We start from the raw sequence: 22160 nt of genomic DNA, 5'->3' as shown, positions 1-22160 counted from the left end.
TGGATATTGGTTGGTACCTGATGGCGCACTATAACCAGCGGCGTCCTCATGCGGCTAATGATGGCCTTTCGCCTGCGGCGAAAGAAGAAAAACTTAAACGACTGTCCGGAATTAGTTGACCACTACAATACCGGTGATGACAGTAGCGCATTTAGTGCTATCGACCCTACTCACTATCTATATCGCAGTTGGTGTCTATTTTGAAGAACGGGATCTGACCAGAAGCTTTGGTGAGACCTATACAAAGTATAAGAAGGAAATAGCTAGCTTAATTCCCGGAATGTACTAACCACCCTCAAACAAAGGCCGTCGAAGTATCTTTCGACGGCCAGTCATGAAGTCGCCACCAGTTCTTCAGACACTTACCAGCCGTTCTTGGTAACGATTTTCATACTCTACAGGTGGGTAATCCCATTTCCGCGGCGTTCGTTTGCGCTTGCATAGCGCAAGCTTCTCACCGCTGCAATGGTAGGATGATGCTAGGCGTTATCCCCTTACAATATAGTGAAGTAGGAATTTATGGAGCTAGTATTAATATCGATAGTAATTGGTGTAGTTGGAACTGCCGCGATAGACATATGGGCAGAGATATTGAGTAGGGGCTTCAAACTTCCCACTACTAATTGGGGAATGGTCGGGCGATGGTTTGGCCACTTGCCAAAAGGTAAGTTTATACACAGTCCTATTTCACGTAGTACCAGAATCAAGCATGAATTAACTATTGGGTGGGTTCTTCATTACGCTATTGGTATAAGCTACGGGTTTGCGTATATGCTTATCGTTCAAGGCAATCCTAGTGCTATGTCAGCAATAGGATTCGGTTTGGTGACTGTATTAGTGCCATGGTTCGTTCTTCAACCTGGGCTGGGGTTAGGGTGTTTCGCTCGTTTAGCACCGAAACCAAATGTTGTAAGAATTCTTAATTTGTCTATGCACAGCATTTTTGGGTTAGGCCTTTATGCCGGGTGGATACTATATTCACAAGTATTGTAAGTGGAATATGAGGAGCGGTATGCTTGACAGCGGGTGTGTCCATTGTATCGGGGGAGGATCAGGCCCTGCCTAATTAGGTGGTTGTGTAACTCCCCCCTAAATCAGGAGCATTCATTTCTAGAGTTCCCCGGCGTAAGCTACGCCAATCAGGAGAACAATGAATAGCACCAATAGCGTGGCGGGGATTGCCCAGTTTGCTATTTTGTTTTCGATAAGGTCGAGTGCTTGAAGGGCATTAACAATCCGTCTGTGAATCTTCTGAACTGGGTTGCTATCCAGTGACGTGCATAATTTATTCATAACTGAAGATCGTTGAATTTTACCTAAATACTGAACTGTCAGCTCAATTAGTATCAGTGCATCTCCCGAGGGGATTTGCGGAATCCTGAACTTCCATGTTCGAGCACTATTTACCGCGATGTACGCCACGCCTACTCCGCACAATATTGGCCATGCCGATTGCCACCACAGTGACAGGGAAAATACATCTATATTTGCTGTCTGTGGAATAAACCAGACGGTTGTCAGTGACGCGATTAGCAGCGCGGCCCACGGCCAATAAAATCTGTTTTCAGTAACCTGTCTTTCTGGATTGCCTGAATCTGAAAAAAGTGGCCAGGCCAGGTAAACAAATCTTGCCATCAACAATGTTGTCGCAATGCTGCTGGCAGTGAGAATGTCATTCAGCGTCCATCCCCCAAATACAACGGGCGGGTACATTTCATTTTTCAGCATCAACTTGGCCAGCATGCCACTGCTCATGGGCGCACCCGCCAGCGTCAGTGCGGGCAACAACAGGCCAAGCGCGAATAAATATTTCCAGTAGGTCTTATTACGCTGTTGCTGTACGGTTTCCAGTCCAGCAAATAACGCGGTCTTGGCCAGACCATGATGAACCACGAAGATGCTGATTGCCATGAGTACGCCCGGCCAGGTCTGTGGTGCAGCCAGTGCAAACCCAATGGCCAAGGTTGCGATGCCCATCTGGCTGATACTGGAGTAGGCCAGCAGGGTTTTGTTTTCGCGCTGCATTAAACCAAACACCACGCCAAAAAACATGGCGCAGATGCCCAGTGACATCATTATTGTGCTCCAACCGGCAAGAGCAATCTGCCCCAGTGGCAACAGTTGCAGCCAGCCCAGCAGGCCGACATTAACCATGGCGCCGGCCAGCACTAACGTCACCGGCAGCGGCGCGGTGCCATAAGTCAGTGGCAGTGTGAAATGCAGGCCGGGCAGACCGGTTTTGATACCCAGTCCCATGACAAGCAACAGTATGATCAGATCGCGATGCTGGGAGATGAGCAGCGCATTGCGGAAGGAATCAAAATCGCTGGTTTGTGTCGAACTGGCGGCGAGCATCAGTGCGCTGAGTAACATGACTTCACCCAACAGCACAAAGATCATATAGATGCGGCCAGCTCTCATCGCTTGTGGTGTACGGTTGTGGATCAGCAGTCCGTACGCGGAAAAACTCATCAAGGCAAAAAAGAAATAGAAGGCGAGAATGTCATCGGCAACTATTGCTCCCATATTCCCTGCCATGGTGAACAGGAAAAGAACAGTAAAGCCGCATCGTTGTGATGATGAAAAATATTGCCTGGAGTACAGCGTCGCGATTAGCCAGACAAATGCAGTCAGCAGCAAAAAAAGACCATCACTGTCATTCAGCGCAAAGTGTGTTCCCAGCAGCAAGCCGGACACCTGGACGCTGGTATATTCTGCCGGCAGCAAGGCGATAACCAGTGCCGGCATTGTGCTGCACACGGCCAGAAACATGCGTACTTTTTTGCTGGCGGCAAACATCAACAATGAACATGCGCTCACCAGTGGAATCAATGGCAGCAATGTCAGCCAGTATCCGGAGATGATCATGGCTTGAACTCCAGCGCGGAGATGAATATGGCCCACTGCAAGGGACTGAATTCAGTATTGGCAAACAACCCCGTGGCCAGTGAAAACAAAGCAGTGATCAGCGGCGGCAGCAGTAACGCCCAGGCGGTTTCTTTGTTGCCAAAATGTCGCTCGGCCGGCCAGACGGGTGAAGGTGGTTTAAACCATGCCGCATGAAGGATGGGAAGAAAATACGCAGCGTTAAGCACACTGGAGCCCATCAATATCCAGATAACCCAGCCCTGATCCGCTTCCAGCGCGCCCACACCCAGATACCATTTGCTGATAAAACCGGCCAGCGGCGGCACACCTATCATGCCCAGCGCTGCCAGGGTAAACGCCGCCATGGTCCACGGCATGCGTCGGCCTACGCCATTCATTTCGCTGATTTTGTGAATGCCCAGCGTTTCGGCAAGATTGCCCGCGCAAAAGAACAAGGTGATTTTCATCAGCCCCTGATGTACCAGATGAACGATGCCACCAATGGCTGCAACCGGTCCGGCGATAGCGCTGCCCAGTATGATGTAGGAAACCTGGCTGATCGTGGAATAGGCCAGACGACGTTTCAGGTCGTCTTGATACAAGGCACGAATGGAGCCGTAGATGATGGTGGCTGCAGCGAGCAGCGCCAGTGGCATTAACAGCCCCAGGCTGCTGGCAAACGCTACGCCATAGACTTCATGAATGACTCTCACAATGCCAAAGGCACCGGCTTTGACGACGGCCACCGCATGCAGCAGGGCACTGACCGGTGCCGCTGCCACCATCGCCTTGGGCAGCCAGCCATGCAGGGGAATAATCGCTGCCTTGACGCCAAAACCGGCGATCAGCAATACAAAAATAGCCACCAGCACATTGTGATGCTGCGGGTCTATTCCTGCAAGAAACCCTTTTGGCGTAAAACTCAGCGTGCCGGCAACGGTGTAGAGCCAGACCGTGGCCAGCAGCAACAATGCGCCACCGACCAAGGTGTAAAACAGATAGACCTTGGCAGCCTTGCGCGCTACTTCGGTGCCACGATGAATGATCAGCGGATAGGTGCTCAGGGTCAGCAGTTCGTAGAACAGCAGGAAGGTAATGAGATTGTCCGACAGGGCAACACCGACGGTGGCCGTTACGCACAGACTGAAAAAACCGAAAAATCGGCTGCGGTTGGGCGAGTCTTCCAGATAACCGATGGCATACACCGTTGTCACCAGCCACAACACCGAGGACAGCACCACAAACAGCAGTGCCAGTGCATCGGCATGTAATGCCAGCTCCAGCCCCGGCAGCAGCGGCAGACGGGCTTCATAACTCTGGCCGTGATAAACGCCCCACACCATCAGCAGCACCAGTGCGAGTTTGATTATCGCGCCTGCCATATTCAGCGTAATGCGCAGGCGTACCTGTTCTTCGTTGAGGAAAAAAATAATCAAACCCGGAATCAGCGAACTGGCGAGCAGCAACAGGGGCAGCAAGGTGCTCATGGCGAGACTCCCGCAAGCGGATTGCCAATGGACAGCAGTGCCATGGGATAGTTTGCATTCAAGCCTAGCAGAATAGCGGTTACGGCCAGTGCCAGAGGTGCCCACTCCATCAACGCCGGAATGGATTCCGCGGGTTTGTTATCCTGAACATCCGCTTTGGTGAAGGCGTAGCCGACCACTTTGAAAACATAGGCAGCGGCCAGCAGTCCACCGACGATCATGACCAGCGCCCACATCCATTGTTGATGCGTGAGTGCCGCATCGAGCATCAACCACTTCGCGATAAAACCGCCACTGGGCGGCAATCCCATCAGGCTGACACCGGCGAGGCAAAATGCGGTCATGGTGATGGGCAGACGTTGTGCGATACGATCAAGATCGGTAATGCGATCGTGACCGCTAAATTTGAGAATATTGCCAGCGGCCATGAACATCGCCGCCTTGGCCAGTGCATGTGACAGTACAAAATAAATTCCACCTTGCCATGCCTGCGGACTGAGCAAGGCAAACGGAATAAACAAGTAACCCAGCTGGGCGACCGTGGAGTAGGCAATCAGCATTTTCAGTCTGCTCTGGCGTAGTGCCTGAACGGAGCCCCAGAGGATGGCCAGCGCACCCAGCGTGCCCAGCAGCCAGCCAAAATCCACATTGGCTGCGGGAAAAACATCAAACCACAAGCGCAGCAACAGATAAAAAGACGCCTTTACCACCAGCGCGGAAAGCAGCGCGCTGACCGGTGTTGGTGCGCTGGCGTGGGCGGGAGGCAGCCAGAAATGAAACGGGAACAGGGCACTTTTCAGCAGCAAACCGCCAACCATCAATCCCAGTGCGGCATAGCTGGCAGGACTGGCTTTCATCGCCATGCCGAGTAGCTGAATATCCACGGTGCCAAAGGCGTGATAGAGCAAAACCACGCCCAGCAGATAACATAAGGAAGCCAGCAGGCTGACCAGCAAATAACGCATGGCGCCACTCAGGGCATGACGATTACCGGCCAGTGCAACCAATGCAACCGCTGACAGTCCGATCAATTCCAGCGTGACGTAGAGATTGAAAATGTCCGACGCCAGAAACAGTGCATTCAGGCCAGTCCACATCATCAACCACAACGGCCAGAAACCGGCGGGTTGGGCATCGTGTTTGAAATACCTCAGGGCGTACAGACTGACGCCCAGTCCCACCAGCGCACTCATCAGCAGCATCAATACACTCAAGCCATCGGCGTAAAGCTCAATGCCCAGTGGCGCGCCCCATCCTCCGACGGCGTAACGCAGTGGACCGTTGTCCAGCAGCTGCAGATACAGGGCAACTGAGGCGATGGCGGTCGCGATGGCGGCGGACAAACCCAACATGCCTGCTCGCCTTGGTGCCATGAAACACAACATGGCACCGATCAGTGGGATTAGAATAATCCAGACAATCCAGTGAGACAGGATGAACTCATTGTTCATGGTGGCGGTCGTTCTGTTCCAGGTCGGTGTGTCCGGTCATCTCTTTCAGGCGAAGCAACAACACCAGCGCCAGCGCTGTGGCAGAAACCGTGACCACAATGCCGGTGATTACCATGGCATCAGGGACAGGATCGGCGACTGCCGACCGGCGGCCAAGCGCGATCAAAACAAGAAATACACCGCTGCCCATGATATTCAGCGCGAGTATTTTTCTTAGCAAATGCGCGTACACGATTAATCCATGCAGGCCCAGTACAAACAGTCCGACACCGGCAAGGGCATAGAGTATTTCCTGACTCATGGCCGTTCTCCCGTGCTGGTGCCGTAAAACAGCGCGGTCAGTGTCAGACCGATGGAAATCGTTGCCGCCAGTTCGATCAGCAGAATCAATGAACCGGCCCAGGGCAGGGGATACTGCAATAGATGCGCACCACCAAGCATCACACCCGTCGCAACCGCGACAAACATGGCGCAGCCCAGGATCAGGGAAAAACGCAACGACCAACTGCTCAACCGACCAGCCAGGCGTTGGTCGTAGAGCAGGGCCAATACGCCAGCGGCGGCCAGTATCGACCCGGCTTGAAATGCGCCTCCGGGCGCGTGGGCACCAACCCATAGCAGATATCCGGCAACAACAATCATCAGCGGTGTCAGCATGCGAAACAGTGCCAGCAGTATTGGATTGGAATGATTGCTCGGAGTTTGCTGTGGTGAAGAACGTGAACCCAGCGACCACACCGCGATGACAGCCAATAACAGCACCGCCATTTCCAGCAAGGTGTCATATCCGCGAAAATTCAGCAGTACCGCAGTTACCGGATGATCAACGCCACTGTTGCTCATTTGCATGTTGACCAGCTGCCCGATGCCGGAGGACGGTTGTGCAAGTGAAATGACGGCGAGGCCAAGTATCAGCGCCAGTGATGCAAGCAGCAACAACAGAACAACGGAAGAAATTCTATTCATCCTTTTTTTCCTTTGCGCTGCTCTCCAGTCGGGACAGTGCAGTCAGCAGCAGTGCGCCGCTGAGCCCTGCTCCGATGGCGGCCTCGGCCAGTGCCACATCAGGCGCATCCAGTCGTACCCAGATCAGTGCCAGCAACAGACCAAAGGCAATGAAAGAAACAATGCCTCTGAACAGATCGCGAGAGGACATGCTCTGCCACGCCAGCCAGAGCAGTGTCACTACCAGAAGCGCATCGAAAAAAAACAGCAAGGAATTGCTGGTCATTTTTTTACCTTGTCGCCTGGCGAATCACTGTCAGGGGAATGTGATGCGGCTTGTGCCACCAGCTGGCTGGCGCTGGCCCCTGACAGCATGACCAGCAGCCAGATAAATATCAACAAGCCCACAGTTGATAGCGAATTCGTTTGTAAACAAAGACCGCATACAACAAAACCAAGGCCGACATTGTCAGCCTTGGTTAATGCATGCAAACGTGTGTAGACATCGGGAAAACGCAGCAGCCCCAAGGTGCCGGCGACGAAAAAAAACATGCCGGTGACGATTAACAACATACTTGCTATATCGACAATCATGTTGTCATCCCTCGTCGTTTTCTGGCTGGGAGCCAGCGTGCAGATGTACCAGGGAGCGACGGACAAATGCGATTACTGTGACTGCGGCCAGTAACGCAAAAACCAGTGCGATATTTCGCAATACCGGCTGACTCAATGCCTGTGCGAGCAGCAGCAGGATAGCAACGGCGGTGGTGCCAAACAGTTGCGCTGCCATCATGCGATCTGCCGGGCTGGGGCCGGCTTGTACCCGCCACAAGCCGGCAACCAGTGTCACTAGCAGAATGCAGGCACAGATCAGGTAAAAGAAAGTCATGCGTTAGCGGCTTTTGGTTACCGGGCTGACAAATCCGTCAGGCTTTACTGCCAGTACCGAACAGTTGATGCTCTGAAGAATACTCTCTGCCGTGTTGCCCATGAAAAATCCGGGAATGCCGGTGCGTGCCACCGTTCCCATGACGACCAGATCAATATCCATCTCCTTCACCAGTTTGGGAATAACTTTTTTGGGTACCCCCTTGGGCAAGTGGATTTTTGGTTTAAGGTAAGTCAATGCATCTTCACCCAGATTTCTGATCGAGGTATGGTAAACTTTTTCTACCCATTGGTGGTGACGTTTTTCCTCTTCATCCACGTATCTATTTACTTCTTCCGGCGATATGCTTCCGCGTCCGTGGCGCAGCATGTTTTCTCCGAATACTTCCCATGCATGTACAATATGCAATTCAGCGAATTCAGCCAGCGCCTGTGAACTGGCAAGCTCCATGATTTGCAGGCCAAGAGCATTGCCGGATTCGTTTTCGCCTTCATGGCCAATATCAATGGCCGCGAGAATTTTTTTGATCTTTGTATCCTTTTCAGTTTTCATCAACCAAACCGGAATGGGGCATTTTCTTAGCAGGTGAAAATCTGTTCCACCGAACAGGCGTGTGTTCAGGCCGTCACTGATGTATGCGGGTTTGATGACCAGGTCATAATCTCCCTCCAAAACCCGGTTGACTACTTCAAGGTAAGGTATGCCGGAGGTGATGACGGTGTTGATGTTCAGTTTTTTGCTTGCAAACTCCAGTAATTTATCCAGCTGTTCCTTCCGTTCTTCAGCGAATGCCTGCTGCAGTGTCTGCGCGGTAAATCCGTGGGGAATGGCACTGAGTCCACTGGGAGAGTTGTCGATAACATCGATCACTGTCAGCTTTGCCTGATTGTCCCTGGCGAGGTCGATTGTACGCTCCAGTGCCAGGCCATTGTCGACTTCAGGTTCTGTGACGAACAGGATGTTTTTAAAATGTTTCATGGGCATTTTCCTGATTTGGGTTTTGTTGCATGACGAAATCAATTGCGTAAATTGCGGCAATCCGTGTTTCCAGAGACTTCAGCTCAGAAGTAATGTTGGTTGAACTGTCGAGAACATGAATCCGCAGGCTGTTTCCCTGGAAGCCAGTGCCCAGAGTCCCTGGTAGCAGGCTGATGATGTTGGCAAACAGAATCCGTGGTGCGCCCTCGGGCAAGGACAATGGATAGTCTGTAAATGCCGGATTGACCACGGGCTTTATTGAAAATGCACGACGTGCAACGTCGAATCCTCCGCGTATCGATTCGCGCAGAAAAAAAGGAATGAAAAGAATGGAAGGAATAAGTCGAAGACGGTAAGTGGATGGACTAAAGCGTATGCTGAGATAGCTGGAAATCACGGCCAGCGGGAGGCCGAACCATAGAGAATGAATACTGCCGCTGATAGTCAACCAGATAATCAACAGCAACGAAAATCTAAACATAAAGCTGGATAGCAAATGTGGCGGGCGATCTGATTTTATAGAATGTCGCTCGGGTGAGATTGATGAATCAGGCGTTGGTTTTTCCATGGCTGTCCTCTGTTTCTCTTCTGAGAATCTCTGTCTTCCAATGTCTGTTATGGATTTTTGGACCAGTTGCGTCGTCTAATCCATTTCTCTATCTCCAGAATTCCGAAAAAGAGCACTCCAAGAAGTATAATTTCAAAGCCGTGAGAAAAATCTATAGGGCGGGTATCAAACAGTTTTTCCATGAACGGTGCGTAGGTGAAAATCAGTTGCATCACCACAACGATGATGACGGCGGCTATGACAGCGCGAGTGCCAAACAATCCCTTGATGGTCAGCGATGGTGAGTATATGTAGCGCACGCTGAAAAGGTAGAACACCTCCATTACCACCAATGCATTAACTGCATAGGTGCGAGATTCTTCCAGTGTTGCGCCATGATATTGGGACCAACTGAATATGCCGAAAACACCAGCCGCAAAAAGTATGGAAACCAGCGCAACACGCCACAGAAGGAATCCAGAAAGCAGAGCCTCATTCACCGGACGGGGAGGGCGGCGCATGATGTTCGCTTCACCGGGCTCAAACGCCAGGGCCATGGCGAGAGCTACCGAACTCACCATATTGACCCACAAAAGTTGCAGAGGTGTGATGGGCAGAGTGAAACCAAGCAGTATGGCGGCGATAATGCTCAACGATTCACCGCCGTTTACCGGCAGCAAAAACACGATGGCTTTTTTGAGATTGTCGTAAACCGTACGTCCTTCTTCGACCGCGCGTGCAATGGATGCAAAGTTGTCATCGGTTATCACCATTTCGGACGCCTCTTTGGCGGCCTCGGTGCCTTTTTTTCCCATGGCAATACCAACATCTGCGCGTTTCAGCGCAGGCGCATCGTTGACGCCATCGCCGGTCATGGCGACGATTTCTCCCTGGCTTTGCAGCAGCGTCACCAGTCGCAGTTTGTGCTCCGGGCTGACGCGGGCATATACGTCGACGTGTTTTACTTTTTCCAGCAGCGTGCTTTCGTCCATATGGTCAATATCATGGCCGGTAATCGCTTCGCTGGTGTTTGTCAGATTAAGCTGGGCAGCAATCGAGCGTGCCGTTGTTGCGTGATCTCCGGTAATCATTTTGATACGAATACCAGCGGCCTGACACTGCTGTACTGCACTAATGGCTTCTTCTCTTGGAGGATCATTCAGCCCAAACAGTCCCAGCAGAACAAGGCCGTTTTCGACGTGCTGAAAATCGAGATTACGCATCAAGGGATCAGCAGTCTTGCACGCTATTGCCAGTACGCGTTGACCTTGATGGGCCAATTGTTCAATCTGACCCAGCCAGAAGTGTTGATCAAGTGGAACATCTCCCGACTTTGTGCGTTGGCGGCTACACATGTTTAGCACCCGCTCTGGTGCGCCTTTGAGATAGACAAATCCGTTGCCTTCATGATCATGATGCAGCGTGGCCATGAATTTGTGTTCGGAATCAAAGGGAATCAAATCAGTTCGGGGATATTGACGGATTTCTGTTTCAGGCTGTATGCCGGCCTTGAGGCAGGCAATCAGTAATGCGCCTTCCGTGGGATTGCCGTGCACCTGCCAGTGATTGTTTTCATGTGCCAGGGCAGTATCGTTGCACAGACTGCCGGCACGCAAGGTTTGTATCAGTATCTCGTTTTCATCAACGTCAATACTGTTGCCAGCGCTGGAAAAACTTCCATGAGGTTCATATCCCGCACCACTGACTGCGTAGACATTGCCGTCACAAATCACACTGCACACGGTCATCTCATTGCGTGTCAGTGTGCCGGTTTTATCAGTACAGATGATGCTTACAGAGCCAAGTGTTTCAACTGCTGGCAGGCTGCGGATGATCGCCCTGCGTGTTGCCATGCGTTGTACGCCAATGGCAAGTGTGATGCTGAGGATGGTGGGCAGCCCTTCGGGAATGGCGGCGACTGCCAGGCCAACCACGGTCATGAACATCTCGACGGTGCTGTAGTCCCGCAGACTGATGCCGAAAATAAAAACCAGCGTCGCGAGTAACAGTACTACCAGCGTCAGCCAGCGTGCAAACACGGACATTTTTACCAGCAGCGGTGTGGTCAATGTCTGAACCCGGGAAACCAGTATGCTGATATATCCAATCTGGGTTGATGCACCCGTGGCGATAACCACTCCCATGCCATGGCCATAGCTGACCAGTGTGCCGGAGTAAGCCAGACAAATCCGATCGGCTAGCACCGTGTCCTCGGCAAGCGGCAGTGTTTGTTTTTCTACGGCGATGGATTCGCCGGTCAGTACCGCTTCCTGGATCTGCAGGCTTTTTGTTTTCAGCAAACGAAGATCGGAGGGAACCTTGTCGCCGGCTTGCAGCATAACAATGTCGCCTGGAACCAGTTGATCAGCATCGATGCGGATTTTCCGTGAACCACGTATGACCATCGCCCCAGGCGATAACAGTTGGCGTATCGCGGCCAGTGCGTTTTCCGCCTTGCCTTCCTGAATAAAACCGATGATGGCATTGACTATCACCACAGAAAGAATCACGCCGGTGTCGATCCAATGTCCCAGCGTGGCGGTAATCGATGCCGCCGCCAGCAGAACATAGATCAGCAGATTGTGAAAATGTGACAGGAAACGCAGCAGCGCATTGCGTGGCTTGGTTTCGGGCAGACGGTTTGGCCCATATTGTCTCAGCCGGTTGTCTGCCTGGGCCTCGTCCAGTCCTTCCTCTGTGGTATCCAGCGTGGCAAGCACCTGCTCCACCGGCATGGCATGCCAGTTTGTCTGCTCAGTGACGGGAAAAACACCTTCGCTTGCTGATTTGTCAGTTATCAATGGTCGCTCTCCTGTTTCGCAAAGGGAAGGGAAAGCAGTCTATCTACACCTTCCTTGGCGGCATCGGCATATGGACGAAGCACCAGATCAGCACCGGCTTGTTTTAACAATAGTGCGTCACGATGGTTGTGCGCGGTAACTGCCACTTTTCCTGCAAACGAGTGATGGACCAGGCCCTGCAACAGGGCGAGGTTGACCTGAATTTCCGGCGCGGTACTGATTACCCATTTCACCCGATCCAGCGGAAGCGAACCCAAAAATTCCGGATCTTCGGCATCGCCATAGTGAATAACATAGCCATCTTTCTGCAGTGTGCGTATGGTTTCTGGATCAAAGTCTACTCCTAATACATGGTAGCCACGTTCTTTTAGCAATTGGCTAACGCCTCGCCCATATCGCCCAAGCCCGAGAACGATCATGTCCTCATCGCCTTGGGAGTTACCGTCGTAGGCGGTTTCGCGGTTGGAGTGTTTGCGTTCAAAAATACTCAGCCATGGTGCCAGTTTTTCGTAGAGCACATGAGAGTAGAGAATCATGTAGGTTGAACCGCTGATGGTAATCAGTCCCACCAGGGTGACCAGACCGACAGTCTCAACCTCAACATGCCCCAGACTCAGACCGAGCGCAATCATGATCAGCGAAAATTCACTGATTTGGGCAACGGTCAGTCCCGCCAGAAACGAGGTGCGTTTGCGATAACCCATGACGCCCATGATGATCAGGACGATCAATGGATTGCCGATCAGAACAAACAGCGACAGGATGATTGCCGAGCCAAGCTGGTCGCCAAGTGTTGCTATCTCCAGCCCTGCACCCAGATCAATGAAAAAGAACAGCAACAGAAAATCCCGCAGACCGACCAAACGTGCGCCGATGGTTTCCCTGAAAGGTGTTGAAGCGAGCGAAACACCCGCCAGAAAGGCACCGACTTCCTTGCTGAAACCCAGGGCATCGCCAATGGAGGCCAACAACACCGCCCAGGCAATGGCGAATAACACCAGCAATTCCACAGAGCGCGCCAGATGACGGGTCAGCCAGGGCAATACATAACGCATCAGCAATGCCACCACCACCAGCATAGCGAGGCCTTTGAACAGGACGTACAGCATTTCCACGCCAATCCCGCCAGACTCTGCCGAAGTACCGACTCCCAGTGCGGCGAGACCGATCATTACCAGAACCACGACAATGTCCTGGACAATAAGAAAACCTACGGCAATGCGGCCGTGCAGCGCATCGATTTCTTTTTTGTCCGAGAGCAGTTTGACGATGATGATGGTACTGGAGAAGGTTAATGCCACAGCCACATAGAGGGCGGTTACGGGCGTCATTCCCAGAGCGATGGCGATCAGATACCCGATGACAGAGGTAAAAAAAACCTGACCAAGCCCGGTCGCCAATGCGACCAGTCCCAGGGTGCGGATGATATGCAAATCCAGCTTCAGCCCCACCACAAACAGCAGCAGTGCAATGCCCATTTTTGCCAGCAACTCAACCTGGTCACTGGCACCAACCCATTCGAAGCCACTGGGACCGACCAGAATGCCGGCGGCAATAAATGAAACGATAAGCGGTTGACGAAGCCAGACCCCAATGGCTCCCACGACCGAGGCGACAGCCAGTAACGCGGCTATTTCGTAGAACACACTCTCAAAGGTTGGCATATCGGCCCCAGATTTATCAACTGCAAATAACCGGGTGGAACATGCCCCATCTTGTTGTTTTAAATTATTTGGGGTCAATCATTGTCGTCACTGCACAGCTATTGACCACGTTTTTTGGGGAATTATCCCTTCCACAAAGAATATTCGTGGAGAGTCATGGGGGTAGGCCATACATTAAGCGATGGCAACTGCAACCAAATCAATGCAGGCTGTACCGCAGGCCAAACGGAAATCGACCAATACATCGGTGAATAAGTGGTAGTCATCGGCCCAGCGGATGATCAGTTCTTCTATTGCCATCCTGATCACTTGGGCATGATGTGATTTCATGCTCAAGGTTCAAAACAGAGGAACTTTGAGCAAAGTGGGTGGGGATTTGATTTGCCCTATTTTAGCTTAGTAATCTTCTTCGTTTTTTTATCCCTGCTGTGAGTTTACTACGGAGGGGGGAGATAGCGGGGGGATTGTTATGGAAATAAAGATTCCGGTGGTATTAGTGGGTCTTGTTATCCGGATATTCGGGGTCAGAGTAAAAACTCATTTGGCGAGTGGTAGCACTTTGGTGGCACCGAATAAAAAAGCCTAGCAGGGTTGCCTGCTAGGCTTTTTGAATATGGCTCCTCGAACTGGACTCGAACCAGTGACCCAATGATTAACAGTCATTTGCTCTACCGACTGAGCTATCGAGGAATCGTTGGTGACGCGTATAATAGGGATACGCTCCCGTTACGTCAACACCTTTGTTAAGTTTTTAATTTGTTTGATTATTTGTTAAGCGCCTCAGCGATTCGGTCCAGTGCTTTGTCCAGATTGGTCAGCGAGGTAGCGAACGACAGGCGCATGAAACCGGGGGCACCAAACGCAGAACCGGGCACCAAGGCGACGCCGGCGTGTTCCAGCAGCCATTCGCCCAGTTCGATGTCGTTGTTGATGCCGTCAAGGCGCTCAATCACCTGGCTGAAATCCGGCAGCAGATAGAACGCGCCCTGCGCATCGTTGCAGGTGACATTGGGCAGTTGGTTTAGGCGTGCATGCACATGATGATGGCGCGCTTCGAACGCCGTGAGCATTTCCTGAATGCATTCCTGACTTTGCTCCAGTGCCACCTGTGCTGCCACCTGGGCAATCGAGGTGGGGTTGGAGGTGCTTTGCGACTGGATGGTGGTCATCGCTTCGATGATCCACGCGGGGCCAGCGGCATAGCCGATGCGCCAGCCGGTCATGGAGTAGGCTTTGGATACGCCGTTGAGGACGATGGTGTGATCGTACAGTTCGGGTGTTTCGGTCAGGATGTTGCGGCAAGGCTCGCCTTTCCAGACGATGGCTTCGTAGATGTCATCCGAGACCACCAGAATGTCGGGATACTTGCGCAGCACTTCGCCCAGGGCTTTCAGTTCGCTGATGGTGTACACTGCACCGGTCGGATTGGACGGGCTGTTGATGATCACCATGCGGGTTTTGTCAGTGATCGCGGCTTGCAGTTGCTGGGCAGTGATCTTGAAGCCCTGCGAGGCCGGGCCGTCGACGATGACGGCTTTGGCACCGGTCATCTCCACCATGGGCGGGTAAGACACCCAGTAGGGCGCGGGAACGATGACTTCGTCGCCTTCGTCCAGCAGGGCCTGGCACAGGTTGTAAAAGCTGTGCTTGCCACCGCAGGAAACCAGGATCTGCTTGGGCGTATAGGTTAAGCCATTGTCACGCTTGAACTTTGTGATGATGGCTTGCTTGAGCTGAGGCGTACCGTCAACATTGGTGTACTTGGTGAATCCCTTGTTGATGGCGTCAATCGCTGCCGCCTTGATGTGGGCGGGGGTGTCAAAGTCGGGTTCACCGGCGCCCAAGCCAATAATGTCTTTGCCTGCTGCGCGCAGGGCGGCAGCTCGGGCAGTGACTGCCAGAGTGGGTGATGGCTTCAGTTGTCGGGCACGATGCGAAAGCGTCTGTTTCAAGGGATTCCTCGTTAAATCGTTCTGGCTATAAATCAGATGCGCTAATATACTCGATTGTTTGTGTGCAAAAAACCAGATGAGCAAAATTTTCGACCTCCAGTCTCCATTTAAACCATCCGGAGATCAGCCGACCGCCATTGCCCAACTGAAACAGGGGCTTCAAAATGGCGAGGCCTATCAAACCCTGCTGGGAGTGACCGGCTCGGGCAAGACCTTTACCGTTGCCAATTTGATCCAGGACCTGCAGCGTCCGGCGTTGATTTTGGCGCCCAACAAGACCCTGGCTGCCCAACTATATGGTGAGATGAAGGATTTTTTTCCGTTCAACTCCGTCGAATACTTCGTTTCCTATTACGACTATTACCAGCCCGAGGCCTATGTGCCGGCTTCTGATACCTTTATCGAGAAGGATGCGGCGGTAAACGACCATATTGAGCAAATGCGACTTTCGGCGACCAAGGCGTTGCTGGAGCGCCGCGATACCATCGTGGTGGCGACGGTGTCCGCGATTTACGGCTTGGGTGACCCGCAGTCCTACCTGAGCATGATGTTGCACGTGTCGCGCGGCGAGCGCATTGATCAGCGCACCATTTTGCGACGCTTGGCGGAATTGCAGTACAAACGCAACGATGTGGAGCTATTTCGCGGCACGTTCCGTGTTCGTGGTGAGGTGATCGATATTCATCCGGCGGAATCGGACAGCGAGGCAGTGCGCATTGAGCTGTTCGACGATGAAGTTGAATCCCTGGCCTATTTTGATCCCCTGACCGGCGAGATTTTGCGCCGCGTACCGCGTTTGACCATTTATCCCTCCACCCATTACGTGACTCCGCGCCAGACCATTCTGGATGCGATCGAGTACATCAAAGAAGAACTGAAAGACCGTCTGGCGCAGTTGCGTGACCTGAATAAATTGGTGGAAGTGCAGCGCCTGGAGCAGCGGGTGCGCATGGATATCGAAATGATGCAGGAGCTGGGTTACTGCAACGGCATCGAAAACTATTCGCGTTATTTATCGGGGCGAGGGCCAGGTGAGCCGCCGCCAACACTGATGGATTACCTGCCCAAAGACGGCTTGCTGTTCATCGATGAAAGCCACGTGACCGTGCCGCAGGTGGGGGCGATGTACAAGGGCGATCGTTCGCGCAAGGAAACGCTGGTGGAGTACGGTTTCCGCCTGCCTTCGGCGCTGGATAATCGCCCGCTGCGATTTAATGAATTTGAAGACCTGATGCCGCAGACGGTGTTCGTTTCAGCCACGCCGGGGACGTATGAGCAGGAGCACGCCAGCTCGGTGGTAGAACAGGTGGTGCGCCCCACCGGTCTGGTAGACCCGGAAATCGAAATCCGTCCGGTGGCAACCCAGGTGGATGATTTACTGTCGGAAATTCACAAATGTACCGACGTTGGAGAGCGTGTGCTGGCGACGACCTTGACCAAGCGCATGGCAGAAAACCTGACCGATTATCTGATGGAGCACGGCGTGCGTGTGCGTTACCTGCACTCGGACATCGACACGGTAGAGCGGGTGGAAATTATTCGCGATTTGCGGCTGGGTGAGTTCGATGTACTGGTTGGGATCAACCTGTTGCGTGAAGGTCTGGATATTCCCGAGGTGTCGCTGGTGGCGATACTGGACGCGGACAAAGAGGGCTTTTTACGCTCTGAGCGCTCACTGATCCAGACCATTGGTCGCGCAGCGCGTAACGTCAATGGTCGGGTCATCATGTATGCCGATCGCATTACCAATTCCATGCGCAAGGCCATTGATGAAACCGATCGTCGTCGCGCCAAGCAGCGGACGTATAACGAACAGCATGGCATTACCCCGGTGGGGGTGAAAAAAGCCATCAAGGATGTGATGGAGGCAGGCTTTGGTTCGCAGCGCAGTGCGCGCGAATATGCGCGCGTGGCTGAAGAAGCGGCAACGTACGAGCGTCTGTCCGGCGCGGCGCTGGAAAAAGAAATCAAACGACTGGAAAGTCAGATGCGTGAGCATGCCAAAAATCTGGAGTTTGAGGACGCTGCACGGATTCGTGACCAGCTTAGGCAGTTGCAGGAAAAAAATCTGGGCATTGGTCTGGAGTAAAAAACCAGCAAACGCGTCAAATTCTCTAAAATTTGGTTGTGTAAACCAGATGTTATGGTAATATTTCGGCCTCTTTAGGCGCGTAGCTCAGTTGGTTAGAGCACCACCTTGACATGGTGGGGGTCGTTGGTTCGAGTCCGATCGCGCCTACCATATTCGAAAAGGCATCGCCCGTGGGCGGTGCCTTATTTGTTTCAAGCGGTCTATCGTAGGGATCGCCACTGAAAAGGAGTTATTCATGCCCGTTATTACCCTTCCCGACGGTTCCAAGCGTTCCTTTGATGCCCCCGTCACCATTCACGATGTCGCAGCCAACATTGGCCCCGGTTTGGCCAAGGCCGCCCTGGCTGGCAAAATCGACGGTAAATTGCTGGATACCTCGCACCTGATTGAGACCGACGTTGCGCTGGCAATTATTACCGAGCGTGATGAGGAAGGTCTGGAAGTCATTCGCCACTCCAGTGCGCACTTGCTGGCGCAGGCTGTAAAGCAACTGTATCCCAAGGCGCAGGTCACCATCGGTCCAGTGATCGACAACGGTTTCTACTACGACTTTTCTTATGCCGCCGGCTTCTCGCCAGATGATTTGGCGAAAATCGAAAAACGCATGGAAGAACTGGTCAAGGCAGACACGCCAATCCAGCGCAAGCTGATGCCGCGCGACGAGGCCATCGCTTTCTTCCTTAATATGGGCGAAAAATACAAGGCCGAGATCATTCGTGACCTGCCTGAGAGCGAAGCCATTTCCCTGTACGAACAGGGCGACTTTATTGATCTGTGCCGTGGTCCTCACGTGCCCAGTACCGGCCGCCTGAAGGCGATCAAGCTGATGAAAGTGGCAGGCGCCTACTGGCGTGGTAATGCCAAAAACGAAATGCTGCAGCGCATTTACGGTACCGCCTGGTCCAATGCCAAGGATCTGAAAGCCTATCTGCATCGCCTCGAAGAGGCGGAAAAGCGTGACCACCGCCGCTTGGGCAAGCAGCTAGGCCTGTTTCATTCCCAGGAAGATGCGCCTGGCATGGTGTTCTGGCATGACAAGGGCTGGTCTATTTACCAGCAGGTGGAGCAGTACGTGCGCCACACCCTGCGTATGCATGGCTATAAGGAAGTTCGTACTCCACAAGTGGTCGATCGTTCCCTGTGGGAGAAGTCCGGTCACTGGGATAAGTTCAAGGACATGATGTTTACCACTCATTCCGAAAATCGGGACTATGCGGTCAAGCCCATGAATTGCCCATGCCACATCCAGATTTTCAATCAGGGTCTGAAAAGCTACCGTGAACTGCCGTTGCGTATGGCAGAATTTGGTTCCTGTCACCGTAACGAGCCCTCCGGTACCCTGCATGGTTTGATGCGGGTGCGTGGCTTTACCCAGGATGACGCCCATATTTTCTGTACTGAGGACCAGATTCAGTCCGAGGTGTCAGAATTTATCGATTTGCTATATAAGGTGTATGCGGATTTTGGTTTTAACGAAGTTATTATCAAGCTGTCTACGCGCCCTGCGGTGCGTGTTGGTTCGGACGATGTTTGGGATAAGGCCGAGCATGCGCTGGAAACTGCCTTGAATAACAAGGGGTTGCCATGGGATCTGCAGCCCGGCGAGGGCGCATTCTATGGTCCGAAGATCGAATTTTCGCTGAAAGACTGCATTGGTCGCGTCTGGCAGTGCGGCACCATTCAGGTGGACTTCAATATGCCGGGTCGTCTGGGAGCGGAATATGTGGCCGAAGATGGTAGTCGCAAGACACCGGTTATGCTGCATCGCGCCATTCTGGGCTCGCTTGAGCGTTTTATTGGTATTTTGATTGAAAACTACGCTGGCGCTATGCCCGTCTGGCTGGCGCCAGAGCAGGTGGTGATCATGAATATCACCGATGCGCAGGCCGATTTTGTCCGTGAAGTTGAAGAAACCTTGAAAAAACAGGGCTTCCGGGTTAAAGCCGACTTGAGAAATGAGAAAATAGGCTTTAAAATCCGCGAGCACACATTACAGCGTGTGCCGTACTTATTGGTGGTCGGTGACAGAGAGGTTGCTGACCAGTCTGTGGCCGTGCGGGCCCTGGGCGGCCAAGAGCTGGGTTCGATGTCGGTTTCGGCGTTCGCCCAGTTGTTGACTGAGCAGGTGGCGACGCGCGGTCGTATTGTTTCGGAGGAATAACTCATCGCTGCCAGGAAAGACAAAAGCGTTCGCTTGAACGAAGAAATCACATCTCCCCGTGTCCGTTTGATCGTAGACGGTTCAGAGGGGCTCAAAGATGTGGTGACCATCAAGGAAGCGCTGGCCATTGCTGAAGAAGCTGGATTGGATTTGGTCGAAATTGCAGCTCAGGCTGATCCGCCTGTGTGCAAGGTAATGGACTATGGCAAATTCCTGTTTGAAGAGCAAAAGCGTCAACAGGTAGCGAAAAAGAAACAAAAACAGACTCAGATTAAGGAAATTAAGTTTCGTCCAGGAACGGACATTGGCGACTATCAGGTAAAACTACGCAACCTGATTCGCTTTTTGAGTGATGGGGATAAGGCCAAGGTAACCTTGCGGTTCCGTGGTCGGGAGTTAGCTCACCAGGAGCTTGGTCGTGATCTGCTGCAACGAATTCAAACCGATCTGGATGAATTCGGCACGGTAGAGCAATTTCCAAAAATGGAAGGCCGGCAAATGGTGATGGTATTCGCCCCCAAAAGGAAAAAATAGTAGTTAATTAATTACCCCACAAATGCGGAGTAGAGAGTAATGCCTAAAATTAAATCTAAAAGCAGTGCCCTGAAGCGCTTCAAACGCGCAGGTTCAGGTCACTTCAAGCGTAAACAGTCGCATCGTAGACACATCTTGACGAAGAAAAGCACCAAGCGTAAGCGTCAATTGCGTACACCCGAAGCCGTGCACGAAACCAATGTAGCCGGCGTAAAACGCATGCTGCCATACGCATAAGCCGTCAAGAGAGGATACCGAGATGCCAAGAGTTAAACGTGGCGTAGAAGCACGCCGTCGTCATAAAAAAGTGCTAAAAGCTGCCAAAGGCTATTATGGTGCACGTAGTCGTGTATACCGCGTAGCCAAGCAGGCCGTAACTAAAGCTGGTCAGTATGCATACCGCGACCGTAAACAGCGTAAGCGTCAATTCCGCGCTCTGTGGATTGCGCGTATCAACGCCGGTGCACGTTCTAACGGTCTGTCGTACAGCCGCATGATCAATGGCTTGAAGAAGTCCAATGTCGCCATCGACCGTAAGGTTCTGGCTGACATCGCGGTATTTGACAAGGCTGGCTTTAGCAAGCTGGCCGAAACTGCCAAGTCTGCTTTGGCGTAAGGCGTTTACGTCTACCCAAGCCACTGGCAGGTGCCGTGTCAAAAGGGGAAAGGCTAACGCCTTTCCCCTTTTTTGTTGCAATCCGCATGCTTTTGCAGGGCAAGCGTGATAATTTACAGCTCTAAACTCTAACGTATTGACTGACATGGAAAAAGAACTGGAAAGCCTCGTCAACGAAGCGAGCACCAAAATCGCCGCACTGGACAATCTGAATGATCTGGATCAGGTGCGCGTTCATTATTTGGGAAAAAAGGGTGTGCTCACTGAGCAGCTCAAAGGGCTGAAAGATGTTTCGGCCGAAGATCGTCCCAAAATGGGGCAGTTGGTGAATGTTGCCAAAGAAAAAGTTCAGGCAGCGCTGGAATCGCGCAAGGCGGAATTGAAGGCGGCGGAACTGGCGAGAAAACTGTCCAGTGAATCCATTGATGTGACCCTGCCGGGACGCGGTCAGGCGTCGGGCGGCTTGCATCCGGTGACGCGCACGTTGCAGCGCATCGAAGCATTTTTCCAGTCCATGGGATTTGAAGTGGCGTCTGGCCCTGAAATTGAAGACGACTACCACAATTTTGAGGCGCTCAACATCCCCGAGAGCCACCCTGCGCGCGCCATGCAGGACACTTTCTATTTTGACAGCAACCGTTTGCTGCGCACGCAAACGTCTTCCGTGCAGATTCGCGTGATGGAACAGGGCAAGGCGCCGTTCCGCATTATTTCCCCTGGTCGTGTTTACCGCTGCGATTTCGATTTGACCCACACACCGATGTTCCATCAGGTCGAGGGATTGTTGGTTGACGAGAAAGTCAGTTTCGCCGACCTCAAAGGTACTCTGACCAGTTTTATGAGTCAGTTTTTCGAAGTCGACGACCTGAAGCTGCGTTTCCGTCCGTCCTATTTCCCGTTCACCGAGCCGTCAGCGGAGTTTGATATTCGCTGCGTTATTTGCGGTGGTGACGGTTGCCGGGTGTGCAAGCAGAGCGGCTGGTTGGAAGTCGGTGGTTGCGGCATGGTGCATCCTCAAGTGTTGGCCAATGTGGGCGTGGACACGGAAAAATACCTTGGTTATGCCTTCGGCATTGGCGTCGATCGACTGGCCATGCTGCGCTACGGTATTAACGATTTACGACTGATGTTTGAAAGCGATTTGCGCTTCCTCAAGCAGTTCAACTAATTCAGAC

20 protein-coding genes and 2 tRNA genes are annotated in these 22160 nt (G+C 52.5%); 7 read left to right on the top strand and 15 right to left on the bottom strand.

Annotated features, from left to right (window positions below):
* Positions 1 to 1110: 1110 nt before the first annotated feature.
* From OEW58_05915 to OEW58_05845, 15 genes are all read right to left on the bottom strand, one after another.
* A complete protein-coding gene (locus tag OEW58_05915; GenBank protein MDH5300882.1) occupies positions 1111 to 2868 on the bottom strand; it encodes a complex I subunit 5 family protein in 1758 nt (585 codons plus the stop codon).
* Positions 2865 to 4355: a proton-conducting transporter membrane subunit gene (locus OEW58_05910; GenBank protein ID MDH5300881.1), complete on the bottom strand. Its 1491-nt coding sequence runs from the start codon at positions 4353 to 4355 to the stop codon at positions 2865 to 2867. Before OEW58_05910 ends, OEW58_05915 begins: the two co-directional genes overlap by 4 nt.
* Positions 4352 to 5806, bottom strand: a complete 1455-nt coding sequence (locus tag OEW58_05905; GenBank protein MDH5300880.1) for a proton-conducting transporter membrane subunit — start codon at positions 5804 to 5806, stop codon at positions 4352 to 4354. The genes OEW58_05910 and OEW58_05905 overlap by 4 nt, the downstream gene beginning before the upstream one ends.
* Positions 5796 to 6107 carry an NADH-quinone oxidoreductase subunit K gene (locus OEW58_05900; protein MDH5300879.1) on the bottom strand — a complete coding sequence of 104 codons (312 nt, stop codon included), beginning with the start codon at positions 6105 to 6107 and terminating at the stop codon, positions 5796 to 5798. Before OEW58_05900 ends, OEW58_05905 begins: the two co-directional genes overlap by 11 nt.
* Positions 6104 to 6772, bottom strand: a complete 669-nt coding sequence (locus tag OEW58_05895) for a sodium:proton antiporter (GenBank protein ID MDH5300878.1) — start codon at positions 6770 to 6772, stop codon at positions 6104 to 6106. The genes OEW58_05900 and OEW58_05895 overlap by 4 nt, the downstream gene beginning before the upstream one ends.
* On the bottom strand, positions 6765 to 7037 hold the full coding sequence (locus tag OEW58_05890) for a DUF4040 domain-containing protein (GenBank protein ID MDH5300877.1): 273 nt from the start codon (positions 7035 to 7037) through the stop codon (positions 6765 to 6767). The genes OEW58_05895 and OEW58_05890 overlap by 8 nt, the downstream gene beginning before the upstream one ends.
* Entirely contained in the window at positions 7034 to 7345 is a 312-nt protein-coding gene (mnhG, locus tag OEW58_05885; GenBank protein ID MDH5300876.1) for a monovalent cation/H(+) antiporter subunit G, read from the bottom strand. Before mnhG ends, OEW58_05890 begins: the two co-directional genes overlap by 4 nt.
* A gap of 4 nt (positions 7346 to 7349) precedes the next feature.
* On the bottom strand, positions 7350 to 7640 hold the full coding sequence (locus OEW58_05880; protein ID MDH5300875.1) for a monovalent cation/H+ antiporter complex subunit F: 291 nt from the start codon (positions 7638 to 7640) through the stop codon (positions 7350 to 7352).
* A gap of 3 nt (positions 7641 to 7643) precedes the next feature.
* On the bottom strand, positions 7644 to 8618 hold the full coding sequence (locus OEW58_05875) for a universal stress protein (protein ID MDH5300874.1): 975 nt from the start codon (positions 8616 to 8618) through the stop codon (positions 7644 to 7646).
* Positions 8605 to 9186, bottom strand: a complete 582-nt coding sequence (locus OEW58_05870) for a Na+/H+ antiporter subunit E (protein MDH5300873.1) — start codon at positions 9184 to 9186, stop codon at positions 8605 to 8607. The genes OEW58_05875 and OEW58_05870 overlap by 14 nt, the downstream gene beginning before the upstream one ends.
* Positions 9187 to 9233: 47 nt before the next feature.
* Positions 9234 to 11900 carry a cation-transporting P-type ATPase gene (locus OEW58_05865; GenBank protein MDH5300872.1) on the bottom strand — a complete coding sequence of 889 codons (2667 nt, stop codon included), beginning with the start codon at positions 11898 to 11900 and terminating at the stop codon, positions 9234 to 9236.
* A gap of 62 nt (positions 11901 to 11962) precedes the next feature.
* Positions 11963 to 13630 (bottom strand): cation:proton antiporter, encoded by a 1668-nt coding sequence (locus OEW58_05860; GenBank protein MDH5300871.1) that lies wholly within the window; start codon positions 13628 to 13630, stop codon positions 11963 to 11965.
* A 174-nt stretch (positions 13631 to 13804) separates the two neighbouring features.
* Positions 13805 to 13930: a hypothetical protein gene (locus OEW58_05855; protein ID MDH5300870.1), complete on the bottom strand. Its 126-nt coding sequence runs from the start codon at positions 13928 to 13930 to the stop codon at positions 13805 to 13807.
* A gap of 314 nt (positions 13931 to 14244) precedes the next feature.
* Positions 14245 to 14320: transfer RNA gene (locus tag OEW58_05850), tRNA-Asn, on the bottom strand.
* 74 nt (positions 14321 to 14394) lie between these two features.
* On the bottom strand, positions 14395 to 15582 hold the full coding sequence (locus OEW58_05845) for a pyridoxal phosphate-dependent aminotransferase (protein MDH5300869.1): 1188 nt from the start codon (positions 15580 to 15582) through the stop codon (positions 14395 to 14397).
* Positions 15583 to 15658: 76 nt separating this feature from the next.
* Between OEW58_05845 and uvrB the strand changes: the two genes are divergently transcribed.
* The 7 genes from uvrB to pheS all read left to right on the top strand — a co-directional run bounded on the left by uvrB (position 15659) and on the right by pheS (position 22153).
* Positions 15659 to 17671 (top strand): excinuclease ABC subunit UvrB, encoded by a 2013-nt coding sequence (gene uvrB, locus OEW58_05840; protein ID MDH5300868.1) that lies wholly within the window; start codon positions 15659 to 15661, stop codon positions 17669 to 17671.
* 76 nt (positions 17672 to 17747) lie between these two features.
* A tRNA-Val gene (locus tag OEW58_05835) sits at positions 17748 to 17824 on the top strand.
* Between the two features lie 85 nt (positions 17825 to 17909).
* The gene (gene thrS / locus OEW58_05830; protein MDH5300867.1) at positions 17910 to 19835 is read left to right on the top strand and encodes a threonine--tRNA ligase; all 1926 of its coding nucleotides are present in this window, start codon (positions 17910 to 17912) and stop codon (positions 19833 to 19835) included.
* Positions 19836 to 19838: 3 nt separating this feature from the next.
* Positions 19839 to 20369 (top strand): translation initiation factor IF-3, encoded by a 531-nt coding sequence (gene infC, locus OEW58_05825; GenBank protein ID MDH5300866.1) that lies wholly within the window; start codon positions 19839 to 19841, stop codon positions 20367 to 20369.
* A 39-nt stretch (positions 20370 to 20408) separates the two neighbouring features.
* Complete coding sequence (gene rpmI, locus OEW58_05820) at positions 20409 to 20606, top strand: 50S ribosomal protein L35 (GenBank protein MDH5300865.1); 198 nt, start codon at positions 20409 to 20411, stop codon at positions 20604 to 20606.
* Between the two features lie 22 nt (positions 20607 to 20628).
* Positions 20629 to 20985, top strand: coding sequence for a 50S ribosomal protein L20 (gene rplT, locus OEW58_05815; protein ID MDH5300864.1), 357 nt, complete (start codon positions 20629 to 20631; stop codon positions 20983 to 20985).
* A 145-nt stretch (positions 20986 to 21130) separates the two neighbouring features.
* The gene (pheS, locus tag OEW58_05810) at positions 21131 to 22153 is read left to right on the top strand and encodes a phenylalanine--tRNA ligase subunit alpha (protein MDH5300863.1); all 1023 of its coding nucleotides are present in this window, start codon (positions 21131 to 21133) and stop codon (positions 22151 to 22153) included.
* Positions 22154 to 22160 lie beyond the last annotated feature (7 nt).

The sequence above is a fragment of the Gammaproteobacteria bacterium genome (assembly GCA_029884425.1).
GTDB lineage: Bacteria > Pseudomonadota > Gammaproteobacteria > S012-40 > S012-40 > JAOUHV01.
This window is presented reverse-complemented; position numbering and strand designations above follow the sequence as displayed.